The sequence below is a fragment of the Cohnella rhizosphaerae genome (genome assembly GCF_029525575.1).
GTDB classification, from domain to species: domain Bacteria; phylum Bacillota; class Bacilli; order Paenibacillales; family Paenibacillaceae; genus Cohnella; species Cohnella rhizosphaerae.
Window position 1 is genome coordinate 501,494 of sequence record NZ_JAPDIA010000007.1, and the last position, 16,291, is coordinate 517,784.

A 16,291-nucleotide genomic window follows, 5' to 3' on the forward strand; every position below is an offset into this window, starting at 1 on the left:
TAAAAAAATTCGCCCGGAAGGTGATCCAAAATCAAACGGACTCCGTTACACCTGGCAGAACCGTCCTGATGACAGGACGGATACCCCACTGAAAAAGGAGTGTTCCTCATGCACGGACTGCGCGTCAAAATCACAGGTTTGCTTTTATCGCTATTGCTGCTGGTGCCCGCGTTCGCGAGCGCGCATACGGTCAGTACGAAGGGGCCGACGCCCGACTTGCGCTCGGCGCTAGGCCAACTGCTCGGCGAACACGCGCTTCTTGCCATCGTCGCGATGCAGAAAGGGTACGACGGCGCGCCCGACTTTGCGCAGGCCGCAGGCGCATTGAATCAGAATACGGACGATCTGTCCGCCGCGGTCGCATCCGTATACGGCGACGACGCCGGCGCAGCGTTCAAGAAGGTCTGGTCCTCGCACATCGGCTACTTCGTCGACTATGTCAAAGCGACGGCGGCCAAGGATGAAGCGGCACGCGCCAAAGCCGTCGCCGACCTGGAATCGTATCGGATGGCGCAAGCCAAGTTTTTCGCGGACGCCAATCCGAAGTACTTCGAAGAGAAGGCGATCGCGGACGGTCTGAAGATGCACATCGACCATTTGCTCGCGGCGTTCAACGACTACGTGGGCAAAAACTACGCGGCCGCGTATGACGACGCCAAGACCGCATATGCGCATATGTACATGACCGGCGACGCGCTGGCGGGGGGGATCGCCGCCCAGTTCCCGGCGAAGTTCGCGGATGCCGTCGCCTCCAATCCGGCGTCCGACCTGCGTTCGGCGCTGGAGCAGAAGCTGGGCGAGCATGCCCTCCTGGCGATCTTCGCCATGCAGAAGGGCATCGACGGCGCGCCTGACTTCGCGGCGGCCGCCGCATCGCTGAACCGCAATACCGACGAGCTGTCCGCCGCCGTCGCTTCCGTATACGGCGCGGACGCTGGCGAAGCTTTCAAGAAAGTCTGGTCCTCGCATATCGGCTACTTCGTGGATTATGTGAAGGCAACTGGCGCGAAGGATGAAGCCGCGAAGAAGAAGGCGGTCGCCGAGCTGGAGGAATACCGGATGGCGCAAGCCAAGTTCTTCGCGGATGCCAATCCCGCGAACTTCAGCCGGCAGGCGATCGCCGACGGACTGAAGATGCATATCGATCATCTGCTCAACGCGTTCGAAGCCTACGTGGCCAAAGATTATGCGGCCGTTTATGCCGACGCCCGCACGGCGTACGCCCATATGTTCCCGACGGGCGCGGTTCTGGCCGCAGGCATCGCGGCTCAATTCCCGGAGAAGTTCCACACGGCGGCAACCGCGCCGACGGTCATGAAGGTTTGGTTCAAGGTCGGCTCCAATCAATTGATCATCGACGGCAAATCCACGACGATGAACACGAAGCCGTACATGGAAAACGGGACCGCCTATATCCCGCTGCGTTATCTCGCCGAGGGCATCGGCGCCAAGGTAACCTGGGATCGCGCGGCGCAATCCGTATGGATCGACGCGGGCGACGCCAAAGCGCAGTTCTGGGTCGGCAAAAAATTCATGGAGATGAACGGCAGCCGCATGGAGATCGGGTATCCGGTCATGATGAAGGACGACCGCGTGCAAGTGCCGGTTCGTTTCATCGCCGAGCTGTTCGGCTGGGATGTCGCCTGGAACGCCAAGGACTGGTCGATCATGCTGACGAAGGCCATGGAGACGATGGCATCGACGGATATGGCGGACATGCATCACTGAGTATGACCCAAGCAGGGGAGCGATCCCCTGCTATTTTTTTGCAATGTACAGGCTTATCCTACTCCGCTACCCAGGGGCGACGGTAGACGGAAGGTTATCGAACTGGCGCAACTAAGAACGGCGGGCGATGGCTAGATTGAAGTTACCGGACACAGACGACGTTATTTTCTTAAAAACCGGCCAATGGCGATCGTTTCGGACTGGAGCGACTTTATTAACCGGATCAAGGCAAATAAGGGCCGGCAATCTTGCAATAACGGCCGCCGGGTCCGCAAAAAGGCCGCAAATCGCGATTTGAACAAGAATAAGGGCTCCTCGGTCCGTCCTCATGCGCTAGTTCCGTTTGTATACGTCCGTATTCCACATTGATAATAAATTATTATAATGATAATATTTTATCAATCAACCATATTGGAGGTACAATCATGATCGCACGTTCGCCGCTTGAGGTATTGGAAGGGATCGCCTCGGTATTTCCGACCGGGAATCTGGAGGAGCTGCTGTCGCTTTACGAGGACGATGCCGTGTTCGTCGCCGAGCCGGGGAAGGTCGTTCAGGGTCTCGCCGCGGTGCGCGAAGGGCTCGGCAACATGCTGTCGATGGGACTGGACTTCAAGCTCGTGCCGAAAAAGGTGCTGGAATACGGCGAGATCGCGCTCGTCATCTCGAAGTGGCACATGAAGAAGCCGGGGACGGATGAAGTCGTCGTCGAAGGCCGCTCCTCCGACGTCGTGCGCCGTCAGGCGGACGGCAGATGGCTGCTCGCCATCGACAATCCGCACGGTCTGGAGTGGGCCGTCGCGGATTGACCCGCTGCCCGCAACATCCGGTTGCATTGCCGACGCCGGCCATATAGGATGGAGGGGAGAGGAGGTGTCGCCCCTGTGACGCCCGACGAGATACTGGATTCGTACAAGCCGATGACCGCGTTCATCGCGCAGGTGTACGGACGGGGTTGCGAGGTGATCCTCCACGATCTGCGCCGCCTGGAGAGCTCGATCGTCGCGATCAGCAACAATCATATCACCGGACGGGAAGTCGGCGGCTCCATCACCGACTTCGCGCTGAAGATCTTGCACGACAAGACCTACGAGGGGCAGGACTTCATTGCCAACTACGCGGGTCAGGTGCCGGACAAAAAGATGCTGCTGCGTTCCTCCACCTTCTTCATCCGGGACGAGGAGCGCAACGTTATCGGCATGCTCTGCGTCAACGTCGACGTGACCGCGCTGCAGCAGGCCCGAGCGGCGATCGACGATCTGCTCCTGACCGGAGGAGATACCGCGCCAACGTCCGACAGCGCCCCCGCATCGCCGCAGGAGGACTTCGCCCCTTCGATGGAGGAGCTGCTGCGCAGATCGATCGCCGGCGCGATCGAGCGCCACGGCGTTCCGCCGGTCCGCATGCATGCCGAGGAGAAGAAGCGGATCGTGGGCGAGCTGAGCGGCAAGGGCATCTTCCTGCTGAAGGGCGCGGTCACCGAGGTGGCGCGCAGCCTGGAGGCGTCGGAGCAGACGATTTACAGGTATTTGAAGGAGTTAACTTAACCGGGAGGGAACTATCGCATGAACCAAGCCATATCTACTGCCCAAGCGCCAGCCGCGATTGGGCCTTATTCGCAAGCCGTACTCGCCGGAGGTTTCCTGTTCGCGTCCGGACAGATCCCGCTCGATCCCGACACCGGCGCCATCGTCGAGGGCGGCATCGAAGCCCAGACCCATCGGGTGCTGCAAAACCTGAAGGCGGTCGTCGAAGAAGCGGGCCTCGCGCTCGGCGATATCGTGAAGACGACGATCTTCCTGGACAGCATGGACGACTTCGCGAAGGTGAACGAGATCTATGCGAGCTACTTCGACGGCGGCGTCCTGCCTGCCCGCGCGACGGTCCAGGTCGGCAAGCTGCCCAAAAACGCGCTCGTCGAAATCGACTGCGTCGCGCACCGGGGCTGAACGTCGTTAGCCCGGCCGCTTTTTAGCCCGGACAGCTTTGCGCATCGTCCCGTTATAACCGAGAACAAGCAAGCCGCGCAGCTCGCGCGGCTTTTTTATGCGCGCCTAGCCAAGCTGGGCACAACTAGCCGGTGGAAGTCCGGTCGAGGTAAGAGCCAAATCGCCTCGTAGCTGACGGGCAACTCGACAGGCCGTAACATGAAGTGAATCCTGCCGCATCGTCAAAAAGAACCTGAAAAGGTCAAGGGATGCGCGAAGCCCTTGGAAGTGCAGCGCCGGAACAGTAAAAGGAGGGCTTGCGCCTTCCGATGAAATTTCAGTTCTCTATTCTACATCAGAATGTATAACTTTCGGGGTGAAGCTCAGACTTAACCCTTTCTTAACATAATAGAACGTATAACATCGGCAGGTAATGCTGCACAGCGCCTCTTCGGCCCGGAATACGTCACATCCCCGACAAGTAACGCTGCACAGTGCCTCTTCGGCCCGGAATACGTGACATCCCCGACAAGTAACGCTGCACAGTGCCTCTTCGGCCCGGAATACGTCACATCCCCGACAAGTAACGCTGTACAGCGCCTCTTCGCCCGAAATACGCCATAGTCCCGACAGGTAACGCTGTACAGCGCCTCTTCGGCCCGAAATACGTCACAGTCCCGACAGGTAACGCTGCACAGCACCTTACGCCCCTCTCTCGCATCGTCGCGCGAGGGGAGAAAGGGGAAAGCTGGATAACGCAGGCTTTCCAGCCGATTGGAAGAGCCGAGGCGGAAATGCCTGCCCATCCTTTGCAGGCATCATAGGTTATCCCTTGCGCATGCATATTGCGAACAGGAGCGGCGGCGTCCAATCACCTCGCTGGCTTCACTTGCTAACCTTACGATGACGTTAAGCGGAAAGGTTAGCGTGAGATGCAAATGAAAACTGCGGGAGTAACCGAAGGCAAGTCGAGCGAAGATACTGGACTCAGATGACGCTATTTCGTAAAAAACGGTGCAATTGTGATCATTACGGACTGGAGAGCCGTTATTCACCCAGATCAAGACTAAAATAGTCTCTAATCCCGCAATAGGGGCTCCTGGGTCCGCGAGCGGGCTGAAAAGCGCGATCGGAAAAAATATAAGGGCTCCTGAGTCCGTCCGCTGCGCGCCATTGCGCAAACAAAGGCCGCCGGCGGTTTTTCTTACATTCGATCCCGGCCGACGGCGATTTGTGGAAAGGAACCATTTGTTCATTACATGGGACTACCGAGACGCAGCGACGCCCGGAGCGAGGGGATTTGTTCCTACATGGGACGACCGAAAAGCAGCGATGCCCGGAGCGAGGTGAATTGTTCCTACATGGGACTACCGAGAAGCAGCGACGCTTGGCCCGAGCGGATTTGTTCCTACATGGGACGACCGAGACGCATCGACGCTTGGCCCGAGCGGATTTGTTCCTACATGGGACTACCGAGAAGCAGCGATGCTTGGATCGAGCGCGTTTGTTCCTACATGGGACTACTGAGACGCAGAGACGCCCGGATCGAGCGCATTTGTTCCTACATGGGACTACCGTGAAGCAGCGACGCCCGGAGCAGCGGATTTGTTCCTACATGGAACTACCGTGAAGCAGCGATGCCCGTCCCGAGCGCATTTGTTCGCATGCGGCTCTCCGCTACAGATCCAGCAGCCGCTTCAGCTCGTCCATGTCGGTAATGTAGATGTAGCCGTCCTCCCGCGCGATTATGTTCCTTTTGATGAGATGGCTCATAATTTTCGATACCGTGATCCGCGAGCACCCCATCAGATCGGCGAAAAGCTGGTGGGTTACCTTCGTGTTAATCTTGATCCCCTTCGGCGTCTCCACCCCGTAGTTGAAGCTGAGCCTGTAAATATATTTGACAATAATCTGCTCCTTGTCCAGAAAGACGAGCTCCGTCACGTGGTCGACGAGAAACTCCATCACCTCGGACAGATTGCCCATCCAGCTCTCCGCCAGCTCCCGGCTGCTGAACAGCACGCCCATGAAGGCTTTTGGCTCCATCGTCCGAAAGGTACACTTGGTCAGCGTCGTCGCGGTCATGAAATAGGGGCGGCTGGAGGCCGACCACAGATCGCCGATCAATTCTCCCTTGTTCACGATATACATGATCTTCTCGTTGCCGTCCGGCGTCGTGATCGAGAACTTCACCCGTCCCGACTCGATATAGTAAATCTGATTGATGGAGGTGCCCTCCTCCGCGATCAGACTGTTCTTGTTCATGGTGACGGCAGGGCAATCGGCGAAGTGATCCTTCCACAGATCGTTCTGAATGTAATGCGTCTTCGACACCGAATGTCGCCCTCCCTTCGCGATTCCATGTTAGGTATTGTGCCGTGATGTGCGTTTCGACGAGGCTGTGGAGAACAAACGGCCTTTCGGTGCGCCTTGCGTTTGTTTTTATTATAACTTCACAATAATCGGTTTGACAAAATTAAAATCGCTTCCAATTGCCTGATATGTAGCGTGCGCTACAACAATTATCGGACGGGCTGACTAGAATGATAATTAATTATCGCACAATTCGATGTGATAAAAACTAACACAGACGGGGTGGGCTCACGCATGAAAAAGGGAATGACGGCACTGCTAACTTCCATCATCGGCCTTAGCCTGGTGCTGGCGGGCTGCAGCTCGAACGATTCGAAGGGCTCCGCTTCGCCTTCGGCATCCGCCGGGTCTTCTGCATCGGCATCGGCTTCCGCGCCTGCGAGGTCGGGCGGCACGGTCACGGTCGCGCAGGCGTCCGAACCGGGCAACCTGAATCCGCTGATCTACGCCACGACGACCGACACCAACGTCACGCACATGATCTTCGATCCGCTCGTCAAGCCGGACGCGGAGCTGAAGATGACAGGCGGCTTGGCGAAAAGCTGGGACATCTCCGAGGACGGCCTCACGTATACGTTCCACCTGAACGAAGGCGTAAAGTGGCACGACGGACAGCCGTTCACCGCCAAGGACGTAGCGTTCACGTTCACTTCCATGGCCGATCCGAGATACGACGGCGGCGCCTACAGCCGCGTGCAGCCCGTCGTCGGCGCAGCCGACTTCCACGACGGCAAGGCGGACAGCGTCTCCGGCATCAAGGTCGTCGACGACAACACCATCTCCTTCACGCTCGCCACCCCGAACGCCTCTTTCATCGCGAGCCTGTTCATCGGCATCCTGCCGGAGCATCTGTTGAAGGACGTATCGCCGTCCGACTGGGCCAAGAACGCCTTCAACCGCAATCCGGTCGGCACCGGCCCCTTCAAGTTCGTCAAATGGGAGACCGGCCAATACATCGAAGTCGCCGCGAACCCGGACTACTTCGGCGGCGCGCCGAAGCTGGACAAGGTCATCACGCGGTTCGGCGACGCCAACACGATGCTGGCGGCGTTCATGAACCAGGAGGTCGACATCGTGCCGGTCGCGGGCGACCAAGTGCCGTCGATCGAGACGCTCGACTTCGCGGACGTGAAGGCCGCGAACGATCTGTCCGTGTACTATGTCGGCTTCAACCTGCTGAACCCGTTCTTCAAGGACCTGAAGGTTCGCCAGGCGCTATCGTACGGCACGGACAAAAATCTGATCGTATCGAGCATCATCGGCGAATACGGCGAAGTGAGCGACGACCTTTTCCCGAACGCCCACTGGTCGCACAACCCGGACGTCACCAAGTATCCGTACGACAAGGCCAAGGCCAAGCAGCTGCTTGAGGAAGCCGGGTTCAAGCTGAACGGCAAAGGCATCTACGAGAAGGACGGCAAAGAGCTGAAGTTCTCGCTGAGCGTGCCGACGGGCAAGACCGAACGCGAAAAGACGGGCGTGCTGCTGAAGCAGCAATGGGGCGAGATCGGCGTCGGCGTCGAGATCGTATCGCTGGACTTCTCCACGCTGGTCACGAAGCTGCTCCCGACCGGCAGCGACGGCAAGCAAAGAGCGGTGAAGGCCGACGACTACGACGCGTACATTCTCGGCTTCGGCGTCGAGGCCGATCCGGACGAGTACCGCTCGTACTTCGACTCCAAGTTCATGCCGCCGAACGGCTACAACTTCGTCAGCTACAGCAACCCGAAGATCGACGGCCTGTTCGACCAGGAGCTCACGCAGACGAACCAGGACGAGCGCACGTCGACGTTCCACGAGATCGCCAAGATCTTGTCCGACGACGTGCCTTGGATCCCGATCTACGGCCAGAAGTCCGTATTCGCCTCGAACAAGAAAATCGAAGGCTTCGACCCGGACTTCCGCGGCGTCAGCTTCAATGCGAAGGACTGGAGCCTCAAATAACCGATGCATAGCCGCTTGGGAGATATAGGGATCCTCCGGGATTTCTATATTTCCCTTTATCCCTTTCTTTTAAAAAAGGAGCACGACGCGATGATCATGGCCGATTCAATCCGACAAGAAGCGACGGAGCTGCTCCGCAATCTCATTCGTATCGACACCACGAACCCGCCCGGCGGCGAATTGGCCGCCGCGCGTTACATCGCCGGATTGGCCGAAGCCGAAGGCATTGCCGCCGAGATCGTCGAGACCGCGCCGGGACGGGGCAACGTCATTCTGAAGCTGGCGGGCCGCGAGACGGGGCCGCCGCTCATTCTGCTCTCCCATCTGGACGTCGTAGGGGCGCGTCCTGAGGAATGGCGGCATCCGCCGTTCGAGGGCGTCATCGAGGACGGCTACCTGTGGGGGCGCGGCACGATCGACACGAAGCAACTGACCGCGATGGAGCTGATGACGTTGTTCCTCCTTGCCAGAGACAAGGTCGTCCCGCGCAGGGACGTCTACCTCGTCGCGACGGCGGACGAGGAGAGCGGCAGCGCGCATGGGCTGAGGGCGCTCCTTCAGACGCATGGCGGCCTGTTCCGGGATGCGGATGTCGTGAGCGAGGGCGGCGGATTCCCCGTCGTCGTCAACGGAAAAACGTTTTATTTGTGCGAGGTCGGCCAAAAAGGGCTGTGCCAGGTCAAATTCATTTATCGGCGGAAGCCGAATCGCAATCCGTTCTACCCGGACAATGCCGGCTTGCGCAGCTTCGCGGAGCTGGCGCGCCGCATCGCGGGCAGCGCGTGGCCGGGAACGGTGCCGGAGACGACGAGGCGGTTGATCGCTCAGTTGATGAAGGCGAGCGAGGACGCGCCGCAGGGCGACCGCCCGCTGTCCGAGCAAGTCGAATACCTGAAGACGAAGGTCAGCCCGCTGTTCGGCAACATGATCAAGGCGATGACCGAGAGCACGATCGCCCTTACGATGTGGCACGGCGGCCGAAGCCGCAAGGAACTCGCGGGCGAGTACGAAGCGATGGCGGATATCCGCCTGCTGCCGGGCGTGAAGCGGCAGGAAGTCGAGGCCAGGCTGGACGCCCTGTGCGCGGAGCTCGGGATCGAGTGGGAACTGATCGCTTGCCAGCAGGGCTACGACTCGGGCGCCGAAGGCCGTCTGTATCAAGAAATGTCCGAAGCGATCGCGTCCCGCGTACCCGGGGCGGCGCTGATCCCGTTCATCGCGACGGGGACGAGCGACGGACGCTATCTGCGCGAATATGACAGCAGGGTATTCGGATTCTCGCCGGTGCTCGCGGAGGATATGACCTTCGAGCAGGCCGTCACGATGGTGCACGGCGTCGACGAACGAATCGCCTGCGATTCGATAGCATTCGGGGCGGCGACGCTGCATCAGGCCGTACTTCGATACTGCACTGGAGGGGATGACCGTGATTAAGGAAGAATACCGCGTCGCTTGCGAGAAGCTCGACGCCGCGGCGGCGCTGCTGCGCAAGAGCGGCATCGACGCCTGGCTGATCCTGAACCGGGAGGCCAGCGATCCGTCCCTGCCGCTGCTGATCGGCACGACCTCGATTCACGAGGCCGCCGTCTTCCTGATGCCGGACGGCCGCCATCTGATCCTGGCGTCCGAGAGCGACCGGGGCAACTTCGACAACAGCGGTCTGTTCGCCGAGGTGATCCCGTACGGGCACAACTTCGAGGCGGCGCTGGCCGCGCTGATCGCGCGCATCGCTCCGCGCCGTCTGGCGCTGAACTACTCGCTGCACGACCATCTGTGCGACGGATTGACCGTGGGCCAATACGAGATTCTGTCCCGGGCGATCGGCGCGGAGCGGCTCGCCGCCATCGAGACGTCCAGCGAGCCGATGCTCAAGGAGATTCGCAGCATCAAGACGCCGGCGGAGCTCGCGCGCATCCGGCAGGCGATAGCGTACACGCAGGACATCTTCGAGGAAGTGGCCGCGCAGGCGCGCTGCGGCATGACCGAGCGTGAGCTCGGCGAGCTGTTCGTCGCGGGCATGAAGAAGCGCGGCGTCGTCAACGGCCACGAGCATCCGTTCGATCCGCCCCTCGTGTGCATCGTGCGCGCGGGGCTCGCCCATCGCAAGCCCGGCGATACGGCGATCGTGCCCGGCGACATCGTCATCATGGACATGTGCGTCAAGTATAGGGACTACTGCTCCGACATCGCCAGGACGATGTACTTCCTGCGTCCGGGAGAGACGCGGGCGCCTGCGGACGTGCAGCACGCGTTCGACACGGCGATCGGCGCGATCACGGCGTCGATCGACTGCATCGCCGCCGGCAAGCGCGGACACGAAGTGGATGCGGCCGGACGCCGCGCCATCGAAGCGGGCGGCTATCCGACGATCCGGCACTCGGTCGGGCATCAGGTCGGCCGTCAGTGCCATGACGGCGGCACCAGGCTCGGCCCGCCGGCCAAGGCGGATACGGACGGCATCGTCCAGGTCGGTGAGGTGTACGCGATCGAGCCGACGGTGATCCAGGACGGCGGCCTGCCTTGCATGCTCGTCGAGGAGAACGTCGTGATCACGCCAGAAGGGCCTGAGCTGCTTAGCAAGCGTCAGCTTGCGCTGGTCGCGATCCCATGCTGAGGGACGGCGGATCTCCGCAAGCCGTCGCGTCGATCGAGGCGATCGGGACGCCGGCGTGGGAGCGCGAGTCGCTGGCGCTGTTCACCGGGCTGCTTCGCATCGATACGTCCAATCCGCCGGGGCGCGAGCTGGACGCCGTCGAATTTATCCGGGAGCGGCTCGATCGCCTCGGCATCCCGAACGAGACGCTCGAGACCGCGCCGGGACGCGCCAACCTGATCGCCAGGCTCGGCAAGGGCTCGAAGCCGCCGCTCATCCTGCTGTCGCATCTCGACGTCGTCCCCGCGGACGCGGAGAAGTGGAGCTATCCGCCCTTCGAGGCGATCGAAGCGGACGGCGTCATCTACGGCCGCGGCGCGCTGGACACGAAGCAGCTGACGGCGATGCAGCTGACGGCCTTCCTCATGCTGAAGGCGCACGAGGATCAGCTGGATCGCACGGTCTATCTGGTCGCGACGGCCGACGAGGAAGCGGGCAGCCGGCTCGGCATGGCCCAAGTGATCGAGGCCTATCCGGAGCTTCAGTCCGACGGCTATGTGATCAGCGAGGGGGGCGGTTTCCCCCTGCTGCTGAGCGGTCGCAGCCTGATTCTGTGCGCGGCGGGAGAGAAAGGCGTGTGCACGGTTCGGCTGACGGCCGAAGGACCCTCGGGCCACGCCTCCTGCCCGCCCGACGAACAGGCGATGTTCCGGCTGGCGGAGGCGCTAGGCAGGCTTGCGAACTACGCGTTTCCCAAGAAATATACGGCGCTGTCGCGCAACTTCATTTTGGAGACGGGTCTCAGTCCGGACAGCGAGCAGGTCATCGAATCGACCTACAACAACCTGATGCAATACATGCTGTACGACGGGCTGATGGTGAACGACGTGCGTGTCGGCGACCGGATCAACGTCATTCCCGGCCGTGCGGAGGCGATGATCGAATTCCGGCTGCTGCCGGGCACGACGGTCCGCGAGGTCGAGCGGCTCATGATCCAGCTGCTGGGAGACGCGGACGCGGCATGGGAGATCGTCGGATTCGAGGAGGGCTACGAGAGCAGCATCGACGGCGAGCTGCTGGACTTGTTCGAGCGCAACTGCCGGGCTTACGGGCTGGATGCGAAGCTTGTGCCGTTCCTCGCGCTCGGCCGGACGGACGGACGGTTCATGGGGCCTTACACGGACGGCATCTACGGCTTCTCGCCGACGCTGCTGGAGGACCACTTCGCCGCGGTGCTGGAGCGCGTTCACCAGCACGACGAACGGATCTCCCGCGATTCCTATCTTTTCGGCGCGAAGGTGCTCGCCAAGTCGCTGATCGATCTGTGCGTTCATTAACGGAGGTGCGATATCAATGGATTACTCGGTGAACCGGGAGAAAATGGAACAGGCTTCCGGCGCCTTGCGCGAACGGGAGATTGACATGTGGCTCATTCTGACGAGCGAGGGAAGCGATCCTTGCCTGCCGCTCGTGACGGGCGTGCGGACCGTAGGTCCAGGCGCCTTCCTGATCCTGGCGGACGGCAGACGGTATGCGCTCTGCAGCGCGATCGACGCCCAGGACATCGAGGAGAGCGGACTGTTCGACGAGGTGTACAAGTACGCGCAAGGCCTCGACGATACGCTGCGCGAGACGGTGCTGCGGCTCGCGCCGAGCCGCATCGCGCTGAATTACTCCGCGGGCGAGCATCTGTGCGACGGCCTCACGCTCGGACGGTATCGCTGGCTGATGGAGACGCTGAAGCACTTCGAGGGCGAGTTTATCTCGTCGGAGCCTTTTTTGACGGAGCTGCGCAGCATCAAGACGCCGGAAGAGATCCGGCGGACGCAAAAGGCGATCGACATCACGCTGGACATTTACGACGCCGTCTTCGGTCGCCTGAAGGCCGGCATGACCGAGCAGGAAGCCGGGGCGCTGTTCCTGGACGAGATGCAGGCCCGCGGCGTCGTGAACGGGCTCGACCGGAAGCTGTCGATGCCGATGGTGCTCAAAGAGAACATCTCGCATCGCCAGCCGTCCGATCGGGTCATCGCATACGGCGATCTGGTCATTTTCGATTACAGCGTCGACTATGAAGGCTACGTCTCCGACATCGCCCGCACGGTCTACTTCCTCCGCCCCGACGAGACGGATGCGCCGGACGATGCGAAGTACGCGTTCCAGGCGGCGTACGACGCGATCAGCGCGGCGCAGGCGGCGCTCAAGCCCGGCGCGATCGGGCACGAGGTGGACGGCGTGGCGAGGCGGCTGCTGCTGGACCGGGGCATGCCGGAGATCTCGCATGCGACCGGGCATCAGATCGGCCGCCAGACGCACGACGGCGGCACGCTGCTCGCCCCCCGCTGGGAGCGGTACGGACAGGCGCCGTACGGCACCGTCCGTCCGGGCATGATTTTTACGCTGGAGCCGACGATTCTTCCGGGCAAGCCGCCCTACATTTTGCTGGAGGAAAACCTTGTGGTCACCGAAACGGGCTCGGCATACCTCAGCGTCCGGCAGGAGCGCCTCGCGCTGATCCGCTCGTAGCCGCGGGCGACAGGCCCGACAGAAGGGAGGAAGGCTATGCGAAACTATCTCATCAAACGCCTGCTGACTTCGCTGCCGCTGATGGTCGGGATTACGCTGCTGACGTTTTTTATCATGCAGCTCGCCCCCGGCAATCCGATGCAGACGATGATCGATCCGCGCATCTCGACGGCCGACCTCGCCCGCGCGCAGGAGCGGATGGGGCTGAACGATCCGATGATCGTCCAGTACTTCCGCTGGCTGGGCCAGATCGTGCAGGGCAATCTCGGCTATACGGTCAAGACCGGCCAGTCGGTCGCCCATATGATCGGCGAGCGGCTGCCGGCGACGCTGCTGCTCACCGTCACCGCGTTTCTGTTCAGCTTCGTCGTCGGGGTGCCGCTCGGCGTCTACTCGGCGACGAACAAGTACACGAAGCGGGATTACGGCCTGACCGTGTTTTCGTTCATCGGCATATCGGTGCCGTCCTTCTTTTTCGGCGTCGCGCTCATTTATTTGTTCGCCGTCAAGTTGAACTGGTTCCCTACCTCGGGGCTTGCCACGATCAACCTGGAGGGCGGCGCGTGGGCCGCGTTCGTCGACAAGCTCAAGCATCTGGTGCTGCCCGCGCTCGTGCTGGCGCTGCCCAACCTCGCGGTCATCATGCGCTTCACCCGCTCGAGCATGATCGAGGTGCTGACCAACGACTACATTCGCACCGCGCGCGCCAAGGGGCTGAGCGACCGCAAGGTCAAGTTCAAGCATGCCCTTCGCAATGCGATCATCCCGGTCGTCACGCTGTTCGGCATCTCGATCCCGACGCTGTTCGGCGGCGCCTACATCACCGAGACGATCTTCAACTGGCCCGGCATGGGCAGCCTGGGCATCCAGGCGATCACCGCGCGCGAATACCCGGTCATCATGGGGCTGAATCTGTTCACCTCCATGCTCGTGCTGCTCGGCAACCTGACGGCGGACGTCCTGTATGCCGTCGTCGATCCGAAGATACGGCTGTCCAAGTAGACCGTGCCGACGACGCACGAACGCAACACATAAGTCTGTCGCACAGCGGAAGGAGGAAGACGGATGGAGCTCGCGCAAGAAAGCGGAATGCCCCAGGCGAAAAAGCGCGGCCGCGAGGCGGGCGCGGGGCGCCAGGCGTGGCGCAGATACAAGAAGAACAAGCTGGCGATGTTCGGCCTTTGCTTCATGGCGCTGCTGGTCGTCGTATCGATCGCGGCCCCCTGGCTGGCGCCGCATAGTCCGTTCAGCTCGATCAAGAACGCGGCGGGCGGGCTGGACATCATGGCCAAGCCGTCGGGCGAATACGCGCTCGGCACCGACAGCCTCGGCCGCGACGTGCTCGCGAGGCTGATGTACGCGGGCCGGGTGTCGCTCAGCGTCGGCATCGTGTCCGTGACGATCTCGACGTTCCTCGGGGTGCTGCTCGGCGCGATCGCCGGCTACTACGGCAAGTGGATCGATTCCGTCATCATGCGGATCGTGGACATCGTGTACTGTTTTCCCGTCATGTTCCTCATCATCACGGTATCGACCATGCTGAAGCCGAATCTTTTTAACGTCATGATCATCATCGGCCTCGTCAGCTGGACGAGCACGGCGCGCCTCGTGCGCGGCGAGATTCTGCGGGTGCGGGAGCTCGAATACGTGCAGGCGTCCAAAGCGCTCGGCGTGAAGGATTTCAGCATCATCGTCCAGCACATCCTGCCCAACATCATGGCGCCGATCCTCGTGCAGGCGACGCTCATGACGGCCGACGCCATCCTGACGGAGGCGGCGCTCAGCTTCCTCGGCGTCGGAGTGCAGCAGCCTACGCCGAGCTGGGGCAACATGCTGAACGAAGCGATGTCGATCATGGTGCTGCGCTTCAAGTACTGGATCTGGCTGTATCCCGGCCTGGCGATCTTGCTCACGGTGCTCAGCATCAACTTTATCGGCGACGGTCTGCGGGATGCGCTCGATCCGAAGCTGAAGGGACGCAGGTAGCGCGGGATATGCCGCGAAGACGGCGATCACCCGGCTTCGAGCCGGGCAAAGGGAGATTGCAACGATGAAAATGGAGCGTATCGCCCGGCTTCGGGAGCTGCTTGCCGATCGGGAGCTGGACGGCGTCTATATCGCCTCTCCGGAAAATCGCGCCTACTATTCCGGGTTCGCGGGCAGCAACGGGCATCTGCTCCTCACCGCGCGCCATGCCGTGCTGATCACGGATCCGCGGTATACCGAGCAGGCCGAACAGGAGGCGCCGGGCTGGCGGATCGTCACGCACGGCCTGGACGCGATGCCGACGCTGCGCGAGACGCTGCTGGCGATGGGCATCGTCCGCATCGGCTACGAGACGAACAAGCTGTCCGACGCCGAAGCCGCGCGCCTGCGACGGGACGTGCCCGAGGCGGCTTGGGTGCCGCTTGAGGACTACGGCCTGGCGCACCGGGCGGTCAAGGACGAGGCGGAGATCGGCTTGATCCGGCGGGCCGTGCAGATCGCCGACCGGGCGATCGCGAAGCTTGTTCCGCGGCTCGCGCCCGGCATGACGGAGCGGGAGATCCAGATCGAGCTGGAATACCTGATGGCCAAGGAAGGCAGCGAAGGCCCTGCGTTCGGCACGATCGTGGCCTCGGGCAAGCGCGCCTCGCTGCCGCACGGGTCGGCGACGGACAAGCCGATCCGCGGCGGCGAGATGGTCGTCGTGGACTTCGGCGCGATCTGCGGGGGATATCGGTCCGACATCACGCGCACGCTGTGGGTCGGCGTGCCGGAGCCGGACATCCTCGCGATCTTCCATCTCGTGCTGCGGGCGCTGGAGGCGGCGATCGCGGCGGTGCGGCCGGGCATGACCTGCGGCGCGCTCGACCGGGTCGCGCGCGACGTGTTCGCCGAGGCCCGCATGGAGGCCTTCAGCCTGCGAGGGCTCGGTCACGGCGTCGGGCTGCATATTCACGAGCTGCCGCGCGTCGTGATGGGCGCGGACGCGATCATCGAGCCGGGCATGGTATTCACCGTGGAGCCGGGCCTGTACGTGCCGGATGTCGGCGGCGTGCGGATCGAGGACATCGTCCGCGTGACGGACGACGGCTGCGAGGTGCTGACCCGCAGTCCGAGGTTGCTCCAAATACACGAAGGCGCGGGCCGCTGAGGCAAGGAAAGCGCAAAGGCCGGCGGACAGCGGGACGAAGGCAGTACGGGAGGAGGCGTTCAA

At 61.8% G+C, this 16,291-nt stretch carries 13 protein-coding genes; 12 read left to right on the forward strand and 1 reads right to left on the reverse strand.

The window, feature by feature from the left end:
• Positions 1–108 precede the first annotated feature (108 nt).
• The 4 genes from OMP40_RS20150 to OMP40_RS20165 all read left to right on the forward strand — a co-directional run bounded on the left by OMP40_RS20150 (position 109) and on the right by OMP40_RS20165 (position 3,677).
• Positions 109–1,728, forward strand: coding sequence for a copper amine oxidase N-terminal domain-containing protein (locus OMP40_RS20150; protein WP_277534033.1), 1,620 nt, complete (start codon positions 109–111; stop codon positions 1,726–1,728).
• 425 nt (positions 1,729–2,153) lie between these two features.
• Positions 2,154–2,537, forward strand: coding sequence for a YybH family protein (locus OMP40_RS20155; RefSeq protein ID WP_277534035.1), 384 nt, complete (start codon positions 2,154–2,156; stop codon positions 2,535–2,537).
• 75 nt (positions 2,538–2,612) lie between these two features.
• On the forward strand, positions 2,613–3,275 hold the full coding sequence (locus OMP40_RS20160) for a helix-turn-helix transcriptional regulator (RefSeq protein WP_277534037.1): 663 nt from the start codon (positions 2,613–2,615) through the stop codon (positions 3,273–3,275).
• 18 nt (positions 3,276–3,293) lie between these two features.
• On the forward strand, positions 3,294–3,677 hold the full coding sequence (locus tag OMP40_RS20165) for a RidA family protein (protein ID WP_277534040.1): 384 nt from the start codon (positions 3,294–3,296) through the stop codon (positions 3,675–3,677).
• Positions 3,678–5,333: 1,656 nt separating this feature from the next.
• On the opposite strand, the gene OMP40_RS20170 is transcribed toward OMP40_RS20165, so the two are convergent.
• Positions 5,334–5,990 carry a Crp/Fnr family transcriptional regulator gene (locus OMP40_RS20170; RefSeq protein WP_277534041.1) on the reverse strand — a complete coding sequence of 219 codons (657 nt, stop codon included), beginning with the start codon at positions 5,988–5,990 and terminating at the stop codon, positions 5,334–5,336.
• A 273-nt stretch (positions 5,991–6,263) separates the two neighbouring features.
• Here OMP40_RS20170 and OMP40_RS20175 point away from each other — a divergent pair, with 273 nt between their 5' ends.
• The 8 genes from OMP40_RS20175 to OMP40_RS20210 all read left to right on the forward strand — a co-directional run bounded on the left by OMP40_RS20175 (position 6,264) and on the right by OMP40_RS20210 (position 16,228).
• On the forward strand, positions 6,264–7,973 hold the full coding sequence (locus OMP40_RS20175; RefSeq protein WP_277534043.1) for a peptide-binding protein: 1,710 nt from the start codon (positions 6,264–6,266) through the stop codon (positions 7,971–7,973).
• 96 nt (positions 7,974–8,069) lie between these two features.
• A complete protein-coding gene (locus OMP40_RS20180; RefSeq protein ID WP_277534045.1) occupies positions 8,070–9,407 on the forward strand; it encodes a M20/M25/M40 family metallo-hydrolase in 1,338 nt (445 codons plus the stop codon).
• The gene (locus OMP40_RS20185; protein WP_277534047.1) at positions 9,400–10,587 is read left to right on the forward strand and encodes a M24 family metallopeptidase; all 1,188 of its coding nucleotides are present in this window, start codon (positions 9,400–9,402) and stop codon (positions 10,585–10,587) included. Before OMP40_RS20180 ends, OMP40_RS20185 begins: the two co-directional genes overlap by 8 nt.
• Positions 10,581–11,903, forward strand: coding sequence for a M20/M25/M40 family metallo-hydrolase (locus OMP40_RS20190; RefSeq protein ID WP_277534048.1), 1,323 nt, complete (start codon positions 10,581–10,583; stop codon positions 11,901–11,903). The genes OMP40_RS20185 and OMP40_RS20190 overlap by 7 nt, the downstream gene beginning before the upstream one ends.
• Before the next feature lie 16 nt (positions 11,904–11,919).
• Positions 11,920–13,092, forward strand: a complete 1,173-nt coding sequence (locus OMP40_RS20195) for a M24 family metallopeptidase (protein ID WP_277534049.1) — start codon at positions 11,920–11,922, stop codon at positions 13,090–13,092.
• A 36-nt stretch (positions 13,093–13,128) separates the two neighbouring features.
• Complete coding sequence (locus OMP40_RS20200; RefSeq protein WP_277534050.1) at positions 13,129–14,094, forward strand: ABC transporter permease; 966 nt, start codon at positions 13,129–13,131, stop codon at positions 14,092–14,094.
• A gap of 63 nt (positions 14,095–14,157) precedes the next feature.
• Entirely contained in the window at positions 14,158–15,078 is a 921-nt protein-coding gene (gene opp4C, locus OMP40_RS20205) for an oligopeptide ABC transporter permease (protein WP_277534051.1), read from the forward strand.
• 64 nt (positions 15,079–15,142) lie between these two features.
• A complete protein-coding gene (locus OMP40_RS20210; protein ID WP_277534053.1) occupies positions 15,143–16,228 on the forward strand; it encodes a M24 family metallopeptidase in 1,086 nt (361 codons plus the stop codon).
• The last annotated feature ends 63 nt before the right edge of the window (positions 16,229–16,291 follow it).